Consider the following 17,067-nt stretch of genomic DNA (forward strand, 5'->3'; position numbering starts at 1 on the left):
CCATGCAGATGATTTATTTTCCTTATGATAATACATGCAGTACGCTGATATAAAGAAACAACGCGAGAGGAGTTCGTCAACATGGCTGCTCACATCAAAGAAAACCTGCCGATTGACCGAAGCTCCGCAGCTGTGAAAACAGACGCAACAGCATCCCCCCGCTCCCACTGGATCGGCGGAGTCGCGTTTACTTTTTTGCTTGCACTGCTCGGATTCGGCCTATCCAACATACCGGGCTTTGACCGGGTCGGCCCGCTGGCCTGTGCCATCCTGATCGCCGTCGCCTACCGGCAGCTTTGGGGGTATCCCGAAGCGATCCGGCCCGGCATTCAGTTCTCCGCGAAGCGGCTGCTGCGCCTGGCGATCATCTTGTATGGATTAAAGCTCAACATCGACGTCGTGCTGCACCAGGGTCTCGGGCTGCTCGTCTACGATGCGGGCGCGATCGCCTTTGCCATCCTGCTCACCGTCCTCCTGGCAAAATGGCTGAAAGCCGATCCATCGCTCTCCCTCATGCTGGGCATCGGCACCGGGGTATGCGGCGCCGCAGCGATTGCCGCCGTATCGCCCATCCTGCAAGCCAAGGAAGAAGACACCGCGATCAGTGTCGGGATCATCGCGCTGGTCGGCACGGTCTTCTCTATCCTCTACACTGTGCTGCGTCCTTATCTGCCTCTTTTCCCTGTCGAGTACGGCATGTGGTCAGGGATCAGCCTGCACGAGATCGCACACGTCGCCCTGGCGGCCGCCCCTGCCGGACAGGATGGCCTGGCAATCGGCCTGCTCGCCAAGCTGGGGCGCGTCCTGCTGCTCGTCCCGCTCTGTTTTCTACTCATGTACAGGAGGAAGCGCACCGGCAATGTACAAGACGGGGCGAAAATTGAGTTTCCGTGGTTTTTGCTCGGCTTCCTCGCCATGAGTGTCCTGGGCAGCTACGTCCTGGGACCGCACATTTCCGTGAGCGAGCGCTTTCAGAACGGCGTCTCGCAAGTCACTACCTTTGTGCTGACGATGGCGATGGTCGGACTCGGCCTGAATGTCAACCTTCGCGCGCTATGCACCAAAGCCGCCCGCCCGTTGATCGCCATGTCGATCACGTCTGTCCTGCTGTCTGTCCTGTCGTATTGGCTCCTCTAGCACATGCCTTGTGCCAGCCGCTGTCTTCCCTTTCCTTCGCCGAAACAGTGATTTCGGCGAATTTTTTGGTTTAGGACAGCCGCTCCGCTCGTATGATGGTAGCGTCTGCCGGAAAGGAGGCTGTCGCCATGTCAACACGCCCGCTGCGGAAACGCCCCAACATACTCCTGATCCTCGTCGATGAGGAACGCTATCCCCCCGTCTATGAAGGACCAGCGATCAAGGCATGGAGCAAAAAGCAGCTCCAGGCGCATCGCTTTTTGCGCAGCCACGGCCTGGAATTTATCAGCCACTACGTGTCTTCCACAGCCTGCTGTCCCAGCCGGGCCACGCTGTTTACCGGGCAATACCCGTCCTTGCACGGCGTCAGCCAGACGAGCGGGGCCGCCAAAAGGCCTGCGGACAGCGACATGTTCTGGCTTGACCCCAACACTGTCCCGACTTTGGGCGATTACTTCCGGGCCGCCGGCTACCGCACCTATTACAAAGGAAAATGGCATATTTCCAACGCGGACATCTCCATACCCGGCACGCATCAATCCGTTCCCAGCTACCAGCGCGGCACCGGCATTCCCGCCCCCGGGCTGGAGCAGCTGTACCTGCAGGCCGATCGCCTGGACGGCTACGGCTTTTCCGGCTGGATCGGACCGGAGCCTGCCGGAGGTGCTCCCCACAACAGCGGATCGTCTGCGGCATTCGGCGTCAACGGCCGCGACGTCGTCTACAGCTCCGATGTCATTTCCCTGCTCCGCCAGCTTGCAGCAAAGCAGCAGCATTCCCCCGAAAGCGAGATCCAGCCTTGGCTGCTCGTCGCGTCGTTCGTCAATCCGCATGACATCGTGCTGTTCGGCGATATTGCCTCGCAGCTGCCTTTCTTTCGCTTTCACGTCGAGGATACCGTACCACACGTCGAGCCGCCGCCTACCCAGCGGGAAACGCTGCGGACGAAGCCCCGCTGCCAGGCGAGCTACCGGGACGTCTACCCGCATGCCTTTCAGCCCATCACGGACCATGCCTTTTACCGCCGCATCTACTATCAGCTGCAAAAAAATGCGGACCAGCAAATCATGCGCATCCTCCAGACGCTCGCCGACTCGCCGCTCTACCGGGACACCATCATCGTATTCACCGCCGATCACGGCGACCTGCTCGGTGCCCATGGCAATCTGCATCAAAAGTGGTACTGTGCCTATGAAGAGGTCATCCACGTGCCGCTCATCATTCACAACCCTCTCCTCTTTCCGGTGCCAAAAGTGACGCAGCAGCTTAGCTGTCACGTCGACCTGCTCCCGACGCTGCTCGGACTGATCGGTGCCGATCCGGCTGCTTTGCAGAAGGAGCTTGCGCAGACCCACAGCGAAGTGCGCCCTCCGGTGGGCCGCGACCTCTCCCCCCTGATCCTGGGAACGGGCACGCCGCAGCGGCTGGATGAGCCCCTTTACTTCATGACGGATGACGATGTGACCAAAGGCCAGCACCAGGTCAGCCTGCTCGGACAGCCCTACCAATCCGTCATTCCCCCGAACCAGGTCGAGACGGTCATCGCTTACGTGCGCTTCGACCAGAAAAAGACGGTCTGGAAATACTCCCGCTACTTTTCCGGCGAACAGACCGGCGATGCCTGCCCCGCGGTCCCTGACGAATACGAGCTGTACAATCTGACCGACGACCCGCTGGAAGTGTTCAACCTCGCTTCCCCTGTCTACGCCACCCCCAAGACCGAGCCCGTCCGCCAACGAATGGCAGAGCTGCTGGACGAACAGCGCAGGCAAAAAAGGCTGACGCCCCGGTTCAGCGGTCAGCAGTGAAGCGTAGAGGCAGACCATGAGGTTGCCAGGCTGCGCCTACAAAAAAGGGGCTGTCCCGAAGCCAATATTTTGACTTTGAGACGCCCCTTTTGCCGTTCAAAAACGTTTACAATTTTTCCCTTTTTGGACAGCCCCTTGCTTGCCGCGAATACGGGCTATTCCTGACTGAGCAGCACTTTTTCCAGCGCTTCGATCGCTTCTTTTTCATCCAGGCCATCAGCGATCAGCGTGATTTCCTCGCCTTTGGCGATCGCTGCCGCCATGATGCCCATGATGCTTTTGCCGTTGACCGTTTTTTCCTTTTTGACGAGTTTGATTTCACTTGCAAACGAAGTGGCGACTTTCACAAACGTAGCCGCTGGTCGGGCATGCAAGCCTTGGGCAAGCTGAACGACGATTTTTCTTTGTTCCATCTGGTTACACCTCCTTAGCTGTCGATTTCAACGAATGTGCTCCGAACAAACTCCTCTACCTGCCGGGACGAACTCATCGAAAGAATGGTCCTTGTATGTTTTGCCGCCTCTTCTCTGCTCATGCGGCCAAGCAGACGACGAGCCGGCAAAATGCTGGAGGCGCTCATGCTGAACTCGTCCAGGCCCATTCCCAGCAAGATCGGAATGGCGACCTGATCGCCGGCCATTTCCCCGCACATCCCCACCCATTTGCCTTTGGCATGGGCAGCCTGGATGACTTGGTGGATCAGGCGCAGGACGGCCGGATGATACGGCTGGTACAGGTACGCGACCCGTTCGTTCATTCGGTCCGCAGCCATAGTATACTGAATCAGGTCGTTTGTTCCAATACTGAAAAAGTCTACTGCTTCCGCCAACTGGTCAGCCATCATGGCTGCGGCAGGAATCTCGATCATGATCCCTACCTCCACTTGTTCGGAGACGGCGATCCCGCGATCCTGCAGCCCTTTTTTCTCTTCCTCCAGGATCGACTTGGCCTGCTGGAATTCTTCCAGAGTCGCGATCATCGGGAACATGATTTTCAGATTGCCGTACACGCTGGCTCGCAGCAAGGCCCGCAGCTGCGTGCGGAACAGCTCCTGATTGTCCAGACAGAGGCGGATGGCCCTAAAGCCAAGGAACGGGTTCATCTCTTCCGGCATATCGAGATAGGACAAATGTTTGTCCCCGCCGATGTCGAGCGTGCGGATGACGACCGGCTTGCCGTCCATTTGCTTCAGCACCTCTTGGTACGCCTGGAACTGCTCCTCCTCCGTCGGGAAGCTGTCGCGTCCCATGTAGAGGAACTCCGTGCGGAAAAGCCCCACGCCTTCCGCCCCATTCGCGTGCACGCCAACCAGGTCCTGCGGGCTGCCGATGTTCGCGGCCAGCTCGACGTGGTGCCCGTCCACTGTCACCGTTTGCTGGTGAATCAACTTCGCCAGCTCTTCCCGCCGCGCGTCGTCTTCCGCTCTTTTGCGCGAGTAGGCCGCCAGTTCTTCTTCGCTCGGATCGAGAATGGCGATGCCTTCATGCCCGTCCACGATCATCATGGACGAGGTGCGGGCCAGTCGCGTAATTTCTCTCGTGCCGACCACTGCGGGAATCTCCAGGGAACGGGCCATGATGGCGGAGTGAGACGTCCGTCCGCCGATGTCAGTCACGAAGCCTTTGACATACCGACGATCCAGCTGCGCTGTATCCGACGGCGTCAAATCTTCAGCAATGACGATGACGTCCTCCTTCAGGTCGGCAGGAGTGGCAAACTCCACGCCGAGCAGATGGGCCATCACGCGCTTGGTCACATCGCGGATGTCGGCCGCGCGTTCTCTCATGTATTCGTTGTCCATCTGTTCAAAGAGCAGAATGAAACCGGATGCCACTTCATCCAGCGCACTCTCCGCGTTGACCCGGTCTTGCTCGATCCTGGACTGGATGGCATCCACCAACTCCGGATCTTCCAACACCAGAAGATGCGCCTTGAAAATATCGGCTTTGTCCGCCCCCATGCTCTCCTCGACATGCTTGGCGATTCCTTGCAGCTCCGCTTTCGCCCTGTCCAGCGCATCCTGAAAACGTCTGATCTCCGCTTGCGTATCTTCGATGGAGGTCGTTTTGATCTCAAAATCGGGGGTGGACAGCATAAACACCTTCCCGATGGCAATACCTGCCGAAGCCTTCACACCAGTGATTGTTTGCGACATCGATGCTCCTCCTAGCTTATTGGGTACCGGCTTTTTCCTGCAGGGAACGAATCGCTTCGAGCACGATCTGTTCCAGCGGATGCCCTTCAGGAATGCCTGTGAAGCTGCGCAATGCATGCTCCACGCCTTGCTGCTTGCGAGCGGCTTGAATCTGCTGTGCCTCTGGGTCTTCCGCGTAGTCAAACAGCAAGGCTGCCGCAATCGCGAGGCCCAGATTGTGCGCAGACAGGCCGCGCTCCACACACTGCAGGGCAGGACCGACCAGGCGGTCATTTGCCGACAGCTTGCGGATTGGCGAGCGCGCTACCCGTGTGACGTTGTCCCCGAGCATCGGGTTGGCATAACGTCCCAAAATCTTTTCGACATAGGCTGCGTGTGTTTTCTTCTCGAAAGCATATTTTTCGACCAAGAGCGCCCCGGTCTCCTGCAAGGCTCCTCTGACAGCGCTTTGGATCTCCTCGTCCCGAAGCGCTTCGTCGATGGTCGCATACCCGTACAGATAACCCAGATAAGCAATGACAGCATGTCCGGTGTTGACGGTGAACAGCTTGCGCTCGATGTACGGAGCCAGATCCTGCACGTACGTGACTCCTTCGATGGCAGGCGTCTCGCCAACGATCTGCGATTGATCCACCACCCATTCAAAGAACGGCTCGACGGTCACGAGCAGTTTGTCCTCATGCTGCTGCAGCGGGACAATCCGGTCCACAGCGGCATTTGGGAAAGCAATCAGTTCCTTCGCCTTTCCCTGCTCCTCTGCCGTCAAATATTCATCGACATGACGTTTCAGCTCCGCGCTGCCGCCGATCATGTTCTCGCACGCGATGATGTTGAGCGGCCGCACATTCTCTTCTTTCAACCTAAAGGAAATGCCCTGTGCGATCGCACCGGCGATGTGTCGCAAAATATGCGGGCCGACTGCGGTCGTAACCAGCTCTGCCTGGGCAATCGTCCGGGCCACAGCCTCGGTGTCCTGCCCGCTGATGGCGCGCACCCCGCGCACCGCAGATACCGGCGTACCCGGTGTCGCGAGCTGCACATCATATGCCTGTCGGCGGTTCAATTCATCGACCAGCGCCTGATTGACATCCACAAACACGACTTCGTAGCCCGCATGATTCAAGAGCTGCCCGATAAATCCTCGTCCGATGTTTCCTGCTCCAAAGTGTACCGCGATCATGGAAACGTCACACCCCTTCTGCGAACAGGGAGATGATTTCTTCCGGCGTCTTCGCCTGAACGGCGCGCGTGACGTTTTCTTCCTCCGAGCAAATCACGGCAATATTGGAGAGTACCTCCAGATGCTCATCCCCGACAGCCGCAATGCCGATCAGCAAATACGCTGTATTTCCTTCGCCGAAATCGACGCCATCCGGAACTTGCACAACAGAGATCCCGGTCGAGCGGATTTCCTGCTTCGCTTCGTTGGTCCCGTGCGGAATCGCTACTCCGCTGCCGATATACGTGGTCGCCAGCTGCTCTCTTTCCTGCATTTTCTCCAGATAGGCGCCGTTGACATGGCCAGCTTTCACCAGCAGCTCTCCGGCCAATCGGATCGCTTCTTCTTTACTGGATGGTTTTGCGTTCATCATGATTTTCTCTGCTGTCAAAACGTTGTTCATTTGGCTCTCTCCAATCCTGTCTGTTTCAGGCAAAAGGAATACAGTCTGCCTGCTATATAATCAGCAATGTGCTGGCTTTCTCCTGATTCAATAATGCGTTGGGCTTCCTCTTCAATCAGCAGCGAGCTGACCTCGCTAAGTACCTCCAACCCTTCCCGCGACACGTCCTTGGGGCCGAGCAGCAGGAGCAGCAAACGAATCGGCATTTCCTGATCGTCCATCGATTTGAGCGAAACGGGTTGTGCAAGAACGTGAATCGTAAACGAGACGGTGCCTACTTCTTCGCTCTTGCCATGAAAGAGCGCCATGGAAGTGCCCGGTATCCCGAGCCCGCCCAGCTTTTCCCGGTCGAGCAGTTGCCGGACGACGGCCTTCGTGTTGCGGATGACGCCGCTTCCTTGCAGCTCTTCGCCAATCTGCGTCAACACGTTCGCTATGTCTTGCCCCCGGTTGTCCCACGCGCTCACCCGCAAACCCTCAACCAGTTCCGCCGCATATCCGGCATAGCGACTGAGCACTTGCAACTTTCGACCAGCCGGCTCCTTTTTTGGCGGGCTCTCTGACCTTATGCCCGGCCTTTTCTTCGCCTGTCCGGCCTTGTGCAAATAATACTTGATCTTCTGGATGTCCTCCTGCGGCAGCAGCGGACTGACCACCACGTATTCCATCGGACTCGACGGCAAAGGAATGGTGGAGATAATCAAGTCGTATTCGTGGTCGGGAACACGGCCGACCTCAAACAGCGAAAGATTTTTCAAGCTGACGATCTCCGGTATTTCCTTCTGTATGCGTGTCGCCAAAATCTTGGATGACCCGATCCCGCTCGAGCAAACGACCAGCGCACGGTAGCGCTGCTGCTCCTGCTTCGTCCGCTCCATCGCGGCTCCGAAATGCATGACCAGATAGCCGATTTCCTCATCAGGCACATGTAGCCCTCCGAATACGCGTGCCGCAGACTCCTTCACAGCGGAGAACAGCTCCGGGTAATTCGCCTTGATCTGCTCGAGAATGGGGTTGCGTATTTCCATCTTGCGCCTCAGCCGGTAGAGTGCCGGCTCGAGATGCGTCAACAATCCGTGATACAAAGAGTTGTCCTGTCGCAGCGGCAGCCCCAGACGGTCTTCGCAATACTGAATCAGACGCCGGGTGGCAGCCACCAGCTCCGCATTTTCCGGCCAGAGTGACTCGTCCTGGGAATTTCGCAGCTTGGCTCCCCGCAGATGCATGGTGATATATCCAATCTCCGCTGCCGGCATCTCCATCTGAAACGTTTGCTTCAGCCGCTCGATGATCGTCTGGGCTACCTCGTACTCCGGCGTGCCCGCAAGCTCGCTCAAGGTACCCTCGTCGAAATGGATGTTCTCGCCCTTTTCCATTCGCTCCACCGCCAGCGCCAAATGGGTAACCAGCCCGATGTAGGCGCTGTCCGCCAGCGAGTAAGGAAGCTCTTCCTCCAGACGGTTCAGGGCGCTCTCGACCTTGATCAGCTTCTCCTTGTCGATCAGGCCCAGGAGTCGCTCCGAGATGGAATCGACGTCCCGCAAATTTTTGTTTTGGATGTTTTCCCGAATGATCTCAATCACTTGATGGTCGTCGAGATGATCCGCCAGCAAGCGGCTGATCGCCCTGCGCTTGGAAGATTCCGATCCGACCAGTTCCACGCCGTAGCCTCGCTTCCGCAGCAGGCTCAGCTCGTAGTTGGCCAGCATCAGCTCCAAATCATCCAGATCGTGGCTGATCGTAGCCGTTGTCACCTTCAGGTCAAGGGCGAGGGAAATGAGCTTGACAGGCTCTGTCGCTTCCAGAAGGGCGCACAGAATCAGCACCTTTCTCTCTTGAGCGGTGTATTCGGTTGTCGTCTGATGCAGCAAATGGGCACGAAGCGACTGCTTCTCTTCTTCGGAGCCGACCACGTCCACTCCCGCCCCGGCTTTTCGCACCAGCTGCAGCCCGTAATGAGCGAAATACGTTTCGAGCGCATCCAGCTCCCGGTGAATGGTCCGGGTGCTCACGCCGATTTGCTCGGCGATGACGGCTACCGTCAGGCCGTCCTTTTGCTCCTGCAACAAAATTTCGATGATCGCCCGTTGCCGTGAAGATACCTGCAAGATCCCACCCCATTTCCCTTTAGAAACACGCAAGAAGCGCGCAGCTCCGCCGAAGACCCCCTTGATGGCATAAAGAGGGAAAACGCTAGCTCTCACTAGCGTTGATTCCCTTTACACGAGACGGTTGACGAGATTGTCGTACTCCGGACTATTCAAGAAGTTGTCAATGGAAATGTGCTCAGCGTGAGGTACCTTCGCAATGGCACGCTCCGTCAGCGATTTGTGCGTAATGACGATATCAGCGTCATTCGGAATGTCGTTGATCGCCGTATTGATGACGGTAATGCTGTCCAGGCCGGCTTTCTGGAATTTCTTCCGCAGGGCGGCCGCCCCCATCGCACTGGAGCCCATCCCGGCATCGCAGGAAAATACGACTTTCTTCACATCAGAAGCGTTGATTGCCGTTGCTGCTACTTCCGTTTGCACCGCAGGCTTTTTGCCTTTCAGCTCTTGCATTTTTTCCGTTGCTTTTTCCAACTCGTCCTCATCCGTTTTGCTGCTCATTTTCAGCAGGGCGGATGCAATCACGAAGGAGACAATCGCTGCTACGGCTACACCGGCCCATACCGAGAGCAAACCTCCGCGAGGGGCCATAGCGCTCAGGGCAAAGATACTACCCGGCGATGGTGGCGCTACCAGACCTGCGCCCAGAAGCGTGAAGGTGAACACGCCTGCCATACCGCCGCCGATAACCGCCAGAATCAGGCGAGGGTTCATCAGGATGTACGGGAAGTAAATCTCGTGAATCCCGCCGAAGAAGTGGATGATGACAGCACCTGGAGCAGATTGCTTCGCATTGCCCCGGCCAGCCAGCCAGTATGCCAGCAAAATACCAAGTCCCGGTCCCGGGTTGGTCTCCAGCAGGAAGAAAATCGACTGTCCTGCTTTGGCAGCCTGATCCAGACCGATCGGGCTCAAGATACCGTGGTTGATGGCATTGTTCAGGAACATAATCTTGGCTGGCTCGATGAAGATGCTCGCCAGCGGCAGCAGACCGGCGCTTACGATCACTTGCACGCCAGCGGCAAGCGCTTTGCTCAAGCCTTCTACGACCGGTCCGATCGCGAGGAAGGCGAGCAGCGTCAGCAGCGCGCCGATAATCCCGGCGGCAAAGTTATTTACCAACATTTCAAAACCGGACTTTACTTTTCCTTCCAGCTGTTGGTCAACTTTCTTGATGACCCAACCGCCGAGCGGCCCCATAATCATGGCACCCATGAACATCGGGATGTCTGTACCGACGACGACCCCCATCGTGGCGACTGCACCGACTACGCCGCCTCGTACATCGTGAACCATTTTACCGCCCGTATAACCGATCAAGAGCGGCAGCAGATACGTGATCATCGGCCCTACCAATTTGGCCAGATTTTCATTGGGCAACCAGCCCGTTGGAATGAAGAGTGCGGTAATCAATCCCCAGGCGATGAACGCACCGATATTCGGCATGACCATCGCGCTCAAAAACCGGCCAAACTTTTGTACTGAGACGCGAACACCACCTGACGCTTGATTACTTGTGGCTACTTTTCCCATACTTGGACCTCCTTTTCATTCATAAGATCATGACAGAATTAAAAAGTTCTATTGCTTACGTTAAATATAAAGCGTTTTCATTAGCGTCACAACAAAATCAAATAGAGGTGTTGTCTTGCATCATGTTGACAAAAGTTAATAAAGCAGCCGTTGCACCAGCCCGGGCACCAAGGTATTGCGGGCGATTTTGTTGGGAAATCAGTCATCTTGCTCACGTCGCTTATTCTTTCTGATTCCGGAAAAAAACTACCGAAAGAGCGTAAAAAAGCGGCAAATCCACGATTTGGCGGGCAGGGAGGGTCTATAAAGGCAAAAAAACAAGGCTCCCGCTGCGATGCGAAAGCCTTGTCGGCAAACCATTTATCTGCTGAATTCTTTAGCGTTGGCGATCTCCACGCGTACGGGAATCCGACGTGCGGGGACGAGATTCACCGGAGCGGGGACGGAATTCGCCGCTGCGCGGGCGCTGCGGTCGTTTTGCACCGTATCCGCCCGAGCTGCCTTTGCCTTTTGGCGGGAATTTCTTTTTGCTGACGCGCAGCGGCGCTTCTTCTGTGAGGCGGACTGGCGTCAGATCAGGTTCTTTCGTCAGCAGCTTGAGGGCTGCGGATACGAGCGTGACGGAATCAACCTCCTCCAGCAGCTGCTCTGCCAGCGTTTTGTACGCTTGCAGATTTTCCAGCCCGGCCGCTTCCAGCAATTTTTCCACTGCCATGCGCTGCTGCCCTTCCAGCGCCTCTGCCATGGATGGGACAGGGCGGCGCTCCATGCGGCGATTCGTCGCGCGCTCGATCAGGCGCAAATGGTCCATCTCGCGGGAGGTGACGAACGTGATCGCCAGACCTGTTTTTCCTGCGCGGCCCGTACGGCCGATCCGGTGAACGTAGCTCTCGGAGTCTTGCGGGATGTCAAAGTTGAATACGTGCGTAACCCCGCTGATATCCAGACCGCGCGCCGCTACGTCGGTCGCAACCAGCACTTCGATCGTGCCTTCCTTGAACTTGCGCAGGACACTGTCCCGTTTGGCCTGGTTCAAGTCGCCGTGAATTCCTTCCGCTCCGTAACCGCGCTTGGTCAGCGCTTCCGACAATTCGTCTACTCTGCGCTTGGTGCGGCCAAAGACGATCGCCAGCTCCGGAGAGTGGATATCGAGCAGACGACAGAGGGCGTCGAACTTTTGCTTTTCGGACACTTCCATATACTGCTGTTCAATGTTCGGAACGGTCACTTCCTTCGGCTTGACCGAGATCAGTGTCGGCTCCGTCATGAACTGCTGCGCGATTTCCTGGATCGCGCGCGGCATCGTTGCCGAGAACAGGAGCGTCTGGCGGTTGTCCGGCACTTCCTGCAAAATTTCCTTGATGTCGTCGATGAAGCCCATGTTCAGCATTTCATCGGCCTCGTCCAATACGACGATCTCGATGGCATCCAGGCGGATCGTTCTTCTCCGCATGTGATCCATGAACCGTCCCGGCGTCGCCACGATGATTTGCGGACGTTTTTTCAACGCCTTGATCTGGCGCGTAATGTCCTGTCCGCCGTAAATCGGCAACGCCGTGATTCTTTTGAACTGGGCAATCTTGTTGATTTCTTCCGCTACCTGCACAGCCAGCTCGCGCGTCGGCGTCAGGACAATCCCTTGGACATTGCCGCTTTCTTCGTCCAGCCGCTCGACCAGCGGAATGCCAAACGCGGCGGTCTTCCCTGTACCTGTCTGCGCTTGTCCGATCAAATCCCGTCCCTGCAAGGCGGTCGGAATCGTCTGCTCCTGAATGGCCGTCGCTTCCTCAAAGCCCATATTGCTCAACGCTCTCACAATGGAGTGATGCAAACCAAAATCATAAAATGTACTCAATGTAATTCAGTCTCCTTTTCTGACCTTCTTCTATAAAATTCTCACTAAAAAAGGGCGCTATTCCTTACGATCCGGAACAGGCCCTCTTATCCCCGATTGTACAAAAGCACCCAGAAAGAACATAGCTGTAATCGTACCACGTATTTCATCAGATTGCAATCGGTATACTTCCTTTTCTGTTCTTGCTTCCCCCTACAGGAGCAAGAAACCAGCCAGCGGCCGATTCTTCGCAACAGATTTTTGCTAAAATTGCCGGTACTGTCCTTGCGGCGCGTAGGGGAAACCCTGCGGCTGACCGTACCCGTATTGCGAAGGCATCGGCGCTGACGGACCAGGAAGCTGATAGCCGTATACCTCTGGCTGCACTGGAGGCGGGCTTTGGACATACCCTTGGTAGCAGTTGGCAGGCGGGCCGATGAAGGTCGACATCCGGATCGGAGCCAACGTCTCCCTCAGCTGCGCTTCATTCAGGCAGTACGTGTGCGCCATGACATTGCTCGGCGTCAACCGGAGAATGTCGGAGGCGAGAATGACTTCAGGTATCGGGGCGTTAAAGATGGCGATGAGGTGCGTATTGTCTGTCAGCGCCACCTCCCAATGCCACCATCCTTGCGGGATGTTCGTGACTTGCCCCGGTGTGATTGGATAGGTCGAGACGACATTCGTGAACGGATTGATGAAGGAGACGCTGGCCGCTCCCGCTACGCAATAGACCAGCTCGGCCGCGTTTTGGTGGTAGTGCGGTTCGACTACGCTTCCCTGGCTAAGGAAAATGTCCAGAAGCGATGTGTTGTCCAGCGAATTTAGCGTCTGCGCGGACAGGACATTGATGTAGTTTTGATTGTCCCTCGTAAACAGCCGATTGTTGTTGACGTCATCGAAGTATTGGATCAATGGCGACTTGTAATCGAGATAGAGAGTCATTCGTGGTGCAATCCTCGCTTTCGGCAAAATTACTTACCCATAACCATATGTTGCAGGCAACCGGGACGTTCGCCTGATGGTTCATATCCCCTTCACCATTTCATGCAAAAAAGCTGACAGACCCGCGCACAGGTCGTCAGCTTTTCACTCGTCTCTCTTTCTTTTAACTCAAACCCCTGATCTGGCCATCCTCGTCGATGTACAAAGACTCGGCGGCAGGCTTTTTCGGTAACCCCGGCATTGTGACCAGGCTGCCCGTCAGCGCCACGACAAAACCGGCTCCGGCCGATATGCGCAATTCGCTGACCGAGATGGTAAAGCCGGTCGGCGCTCCCAAAATATGCGGCTGATCGGTAAAGGAGTACGGCGTTTTCGCCATGCATACCGGCAGATGGGACATCCCCATCTCCTCGATCTTTTGCATCGTTTTGCGGGCAGCCGGCGAGAAGGCGACATCGGCGCCGCGGTAGATTTCCTTGACGACCGTCCCGATTTTTTGCTCGATCGACAGGCTTTCCTCGTAAAGGAAACGGAAGCAGGAAGGCAGCCCGGCTGCACGCGCGACTTTTTCTGCCAGCTCCACTCCGCCGCGGCTGCCCTCCGCCCAGACGTCGGACACTGCGGCTTCCACGCCCAGCTCTGTGCACAAAGCGACGACTGCGTCCAGCTCCGCTTCTGTGTCTGTCGTAAAATGATTGATCGCCACCAGCGCTGGCACCCCGAATTTTTTCAGGTTTTCGATATGACGGCGGACGTTGGCGAAGCCTTGCTTCACCGCTTCCACATTTTCCGCATCCAGGTCGGCTACTTTAATCCCGGCGTTGTATTTCAAGGCCCGCACCGTAATGACGACCACTGCCGCTGCCGGTGTCAGGCCCGCCATTCTGCATTTGATGTCAAAAAACTTCTCTGCGCCCAGATCGGCGCCGAAGCCCGCTTCCGTCACGACGTAGTCCGCCAGCTTGAGCGCTGTCTTCGTCGCGATGACGCTGCTGCAGCCATGCGCGATGTTGGCGAACGGCCCGCCGTGGACGAGGACAGGCGTCCCTTCGATGGTCTGCACCAGATTCGGCTTGATCGCCTCTTTTAACAGGACGCACATGGCATCGACCGCGTGGATTTCTTCGGCCCGCACCGGCTCATCGTCGAAATCGTAGCCGATGATGATGCGGCCCAGCCGCTCCCGCAAGTCAGCCATATTCTCACTCAGGCACAAAATCGCCATGATCTCCGATGCGGTGGTAATCATGAAGCCGTCTTCCCGCGCCATACCGTTTCCGTCGCCGAGACCGACCACGATGTTGCGCAGGGCGCGGTCGTTCATGTCCATCGCCCGTTTCCAGACGATCTTTTTCGGATTCAAACGGCGGGGATTGCCCTGGAAAATATGGTTGTCGATCATGGCAGCGAGCAAATTGTGCGCTGAAGTAATGGCGTGTAGGTCACCGGTAAAATGAAGGTTGATTTCGTCCGCCGGAAGAATTTGTGCCTGGCCGCCTCCTGTGGCGCCCCCTTTGATGCCCATGCACGGGCCAAGGGATGGCTCCCGCAGCGCGGCCATCGCCTTTTTCCCGATCGCATTCAGCGACTGGGACAGTCCGATCGTCGTGAGCGTTTTGCCTGCTCCCGCCGGGTTGGGGTTCATCGCGGTCACCAGGATCAGCTTGCCGTCCGGGCGATCTTTGACCTTCTCCCACAGTTCGTCTGATAATTTGGCCTTAAACTTTCCGTACAGTTCCAGATCCTGCTCTTCGATACCAACTGTCCTGGCAATCTCCACAATCGGCTTCATGCGTTCCTCCCTGCAATCGGTGAATTCGTTGTTTCATGACCAACTTCTACATTCCACATTGTAGTCACTTCTCCTTTCCCCGGAACCCTCTTTTCGGCACAAAAGAAAGACCCGCCCAGCACAAACCGGGCAAAATCTCCCGGCAAATGCTTCCTCTCGGCGGGAAGTGACCTGTATAGGGCGATCATGGCTCCTCCTGATTCATCTGCGTCAAGATACGGTAATCCGCCATTTTGCGGTACAAGGTGTTCCGGCCAATCTGGAGCAGCTTGGCAGCCTGGCTGACGTTGCCCCGGCTGATGTGCAAGGCCCTGCGGATCGCCTCGCACTCCGTCTCGCGCAAAGGCTTCACGCCCGGCTCGGCGGCTGCCTGCAAGTGTTCTTCCTCCAGCCCTTCCAGCTGGATGTGCTCGCAGCCGATCACGTCGCCATCTGTCAAAAACGCGGCCTGGATGAGCACGCCCTGCAGCTCCCGCACATTGCCCGGCCAGGAATACGCCGAGAGCATCGCCTGGGCTTCTCTGGACAAGACAAGCGGACGGTCCGGGGCGATTTGCTTCAGCTGGTGCATCGCGATCTGCAAAATGTCGCTGCGCTTTCGCAGCGGCGGCAGCTCGATCAGCACACCTTTGAGGCGGTAGTACAGATCGGCGCGAAAACGGCCCGCCTTGATTTCTTCGGGCAGATTCCTGTGCGTCGCGGCGATTACCCGCGCGTGAACCGGCCTCGACTGGTTGCCTCCCACGGGCGTCACCACTTTTTCCTGCAGGACCCGCAGCAGCGCCGCTTGCGCCCGCAAGGACATGTCGCCGATCTCGTCCAGAAAGATCGTCCCTTTTTTCGCCGCTTCAAACTTTCCGATCCGGCCTTCGCGCTGCGCGCCGGTAAACGCCCCGCCCTCGTAGCCGAACAATTCACTCTCAATCAAATTTTCAGAAATCGAACTGCAATTCACTGCGATAAACGGCTCATCGGCCCTTGGTCCCGTCTGGTGAATCATCTGGGCAAACAGCTCTTTGCCTGTGCCGCTCTCCCCCAGGATCATCACGGGAAAGTCGACCTGCGCCGCCTTTTGCGCCAGCGCCTTCGCCTGAAGAAAGCGCGGGCACGAACCTGCCAGGCGCGGGAAAGGCTTGAGCTGGCTTGTCGGAGCCGGATTTTGCTTCAGAGCAGGCTTTTCTTTCGGGTCCAGATTTTGATTGGGGGCAGAAGCGGGAGACGCAGCCGCTGCCGACGGCCATACCCTTGGCCGATTGTCCTGCACCGTCCGCCCGCTCCGCTCCAGCAGCGGGTCCAGCTCTTTGCCGATCACATCCGGACCGAGCAGCTGCTTTGCCCTCCCATTGAGTCCGACGATTCGCTCGTCGCGGTCCAGACCGATGAGGGGCAGCCCTTTCTGTGTGCGGGACTGGTCCCGGTGTGACGGCGGGAGCATCATCACCCGCTCGGCCTCCATAAACAGGAGGCGGTTTTGCAGCGCCTCGGCGATCATGCAGACGATCGTCAAGGCGAACGGATGGGTGTTTTCTTTTCTCGTGCTGATATCGATTACGCCCAGCAGCTCTCCCGCGGGCGAGAAGATCGGCGAGGAGGAGCAAGTCAGAAACTGGTTTTCCCGAAAATAGTGCTGCTCCCCATGAATCTGGATCGGCTGCTGGGCGATGAGTGCCGTACCGATGGCGTTGGTTCCTTTGTTGCTCTCCTGCCAGTTCGCCCCGACCTGCAGCTGCACTTTTTGCGCCTGGTCGGCAAAAGCCGGGTCGCCCACGGTATGAATGATATTGCCGCTTGCATCGGACAACAGTGCAATGTGCTCCGTGGACAAAAGGAACGGGGACAGCTTGTTGAAAAGAGGCAGGCTTTCTCGAATCAGAGGGTGATTTTCCTGAATGATTTCTTTGATTCGATTGGTGGAAATGATTTGATCATTCGCCTTCTGCGTGGCAATGAGCTTCGATTCCCGGCAGCGCTTCCATGACTCTTGGACAATCGTAGACAACGCTCTTTCCCTCCCTCAAAATCATTCCTTTCCATTATAGCACGAGATTGCCATCCTCTACCTGTTCCGATATGGAACACCCGCTGTTTCAAAAAGGAGCAAACCTCTCTCTGCCCGCGATTGAAAACGCT

Annotated in this window: 11 protein-coding genes and 1 pseudogene; 2 read left to right on the forward strand and 10 right to left on the reverse strand. The window is 56.9% G+C overall.

Features of this window, described 5'->3' with window-relative positions:
* Positions 1-81: 81 nt before the first annotated feature.
* Positions 82-1,137, forward strand: coding sequence for a YeiH family protein (locus ACFSO0_RS01930; protein ID WP_376875544.1), 1,056 nt, complete (start codon positions 82-84; stop codon positions 1,135-1,137).
* 128 nt (positions 1,138-1,265) lie between these two features.
* Entirely contained in the window at positions 1,266-2,945 is a 1,680-nt protein-coding gene (locus ACFSO0_RS01935; protein WP_376875547.1) for a sulfatase family protein, read from the forward strand.
* A 155-nt stretch (positions 2,946-3,100) separates the two neighbouring features.
* On the opposite strand, the gene ACFSO0_RS01940 is transcribed toward ACFSO0_RS01935, so the two are convergent.
* From ACFSO0_RS01940 to ACFSO0_RS01985, 10 genes and pseudogenes are all read right to left on the reverse strand, one after another.
* Positions 3,101-3,358 carry an HPr family phosphocarrier protein gene (locus tag ACFSO0_RS01940; RefSeq protein ID WP_376875550.1) on the reverse strand — a complete coding sequence of 86 codons (258 nt, stop codon included), beginning with the start codon at positions 3,356-3,358 and terminating at the stop codon, positions 3,101-3,103.
* Between the two features lie 14 nt (positions 3,359-3,372).
* A complete protein-coding gene (ptsP, locus tag ACFSO0_RS01945; protein WP_376875553.1) occupies positions 3,373-5,100 on the reverse strand; it encodes a phosphoenolpyruvate--protein phosphotransferase in 1,728 nt (575 codons plus the stop codon).
* Positions 5,101-5,116: 16 nt separating this feature from the next.
* Positions 5,117-6,280 carry a mannitol-1-phosphate 5-dehydrogenase gene (locus tag ACFSO0_RS01950; RefSeq protein WP_376875556.1) on the reverse strand — a complete coding sequence of 388 codons (1,164 nt, stop codon included), beginning with the start codon at positions 6,278-6,280 and terminating at the stop codon, positions 5,117-5,119.
* Between the two features lie 7 nt (positions 6,281-6,287).
* The gene (locus ACFSO0_RS01955; protein ID WP_376875559.1) at positions 6,288-6,722 is read right to left on the reverse strand and encodes a PTS mannitol transporter subunit IIA; all 435 of its coding nucleotides are present in this window, start codon (positions 6,720-6,722) and stop codon (positions 6,288-6,290) included.
* Positions 6,719-8,830, reverse strand: coding sequence for a BglG family transcription antiterminator (locus ACFSO0_RS01960; protein WP_376875562.1), 2,112 nt, complete (start codon positions 8,828-8,830; stop codon positions 6,719-6,721). The genes ACFSO0_RS01955 and ACFSO0_RS01960 overlap by 4 nt, the downstream gene beginning before the upstream one ends.
* A 111-nt stretch (positions 8,831-8,941) precedes the next feature.
* Complete coding sequence (locus ACFSO0_RS01965) at positions 8,942-10,366, reverse strand: PTS mannitol transporter subunit IIBC (RefSeq protein ID WP_376875565.1); 1,425 nt, start codon at positions 10,364-10,366, stop codon at positions 8,942-8,944.
* Between the two features lie 376 nt (positions 10,367-10,742).
* Entirely contained in the window at positions 10,743-12,221 is a 1,479-nt protein-coding gene (gene cshA / locus ACFSO0_RS01970) for a degradosome RNA helicase CshA (protein WP_376875568.1), read from the reverse strand.
* A gap of 243 nt (positions 12,222-12,464) precedes the next feature.
* The gene (locus tag ACFSO0_RS01975) at positions 12,465-13,145 is read right to left on the reverse strand and encodes a cupin domain-containing protein (protein ID WP_376875571.1); all 681 of its coding nucleotides are present in this window, start codon (positions 13,143-13,145) and stop codon (positions 12,465-12,467) included.
* Positions 13,146-13,308: 163 nt separating this feature from the next.
* Positions 13,309-14,949 (reverse strand): annotated as a pseudogene (locus tag ACFSO0_RS01980) (formate--tetrahydrofolate ligase); the annotation flags it as partial.
* Positions 14,950-15,121: 172 nt separating this feature from the next.
* The gene (locus ACFSO0_RS01985; protein ID WP_376875574.1) at positions 15,122-16,936 is read right to left on the reverse strand and encodes a sigma-54-dependent Fis family transcriptional regulator; all 1,815 of its coding nucleotides are present in this window, start codon (positions 16,934-16,936) and stop codon (positions 15,122-15,124) included.
* Between the last annotated feature and the right edge of the window lie 131 nt (positions 16,937-17,067).

Source organism: Brevibacillus sp. GCM10020057 (assembly GCF_042683565.1).
Lineage (GTDB): Bacteria > Bacillota > Bacilli > Brevibacillales > Brevibacillaceae > Brevibacillus.

Excerpts from the sequence above, each read along its gene's own strand:
- ACFSO0_RS01930 (WP_376875544.1), top strand. The coding sequence starts at position 82 with ATGGCTGCTCACATCAAAGAAAACCTGCCGATTGACCGAAGCTCCGCA.
- ACFSO0_RS01935 (WP_376875547.1), top strand. The coding sequence starts at position 1,266 with ATGTCAACACGCCCGCTGCGGAAACGCCCCAACATACTCCTGATCCTC.
- ACFSO0_RS01940 (WP_376875550.1), bottom strand. The coding sequence starts at position 3,358 with ATGGAACAAAGAAAAATCGTCGTTCAGCTTGCCCAAGGCTTGCATGCC.
- ptsP (WP_376875553.1), bottom strand. The coding sequence starts at position 5,100 with ATGTCGCAAACAATCACTGGTGTGAAGGCTTCGGCAGGTATTGCCATC.
- ACFSO0_RS01950 (WP_376875556.1), bottom strand. The coding sequence starts at position 6,280 with ATGATCGCGGTACACTTTGGAGCAGGAAACATCGGACGAGGATTTATC.
- ACFSO0_RS01955 (WP_376875559.1), bottom strand. The coding sequence starts at position 6,722 with ATGAACAACGTTTTGACAGCAGAGAAAATCATGATGAACGCAAAACCA.
- ACFSO0_RS01965 (WP_376875565.1), bottom strand. The coding sequence starts at position 10,366 with ATGGGAAAAGTAGCCACAAGTAATCAAGCGTCAGGTGGTGTTCGCGTC.
- ACFSO0_RS01975 (WP_376875571.1), bottom strand. The coding sequence starts at position 13,145 with ATGACTCTCTATCTCGATTACAAGTCGCCATTGATCCAATACTTCGAT.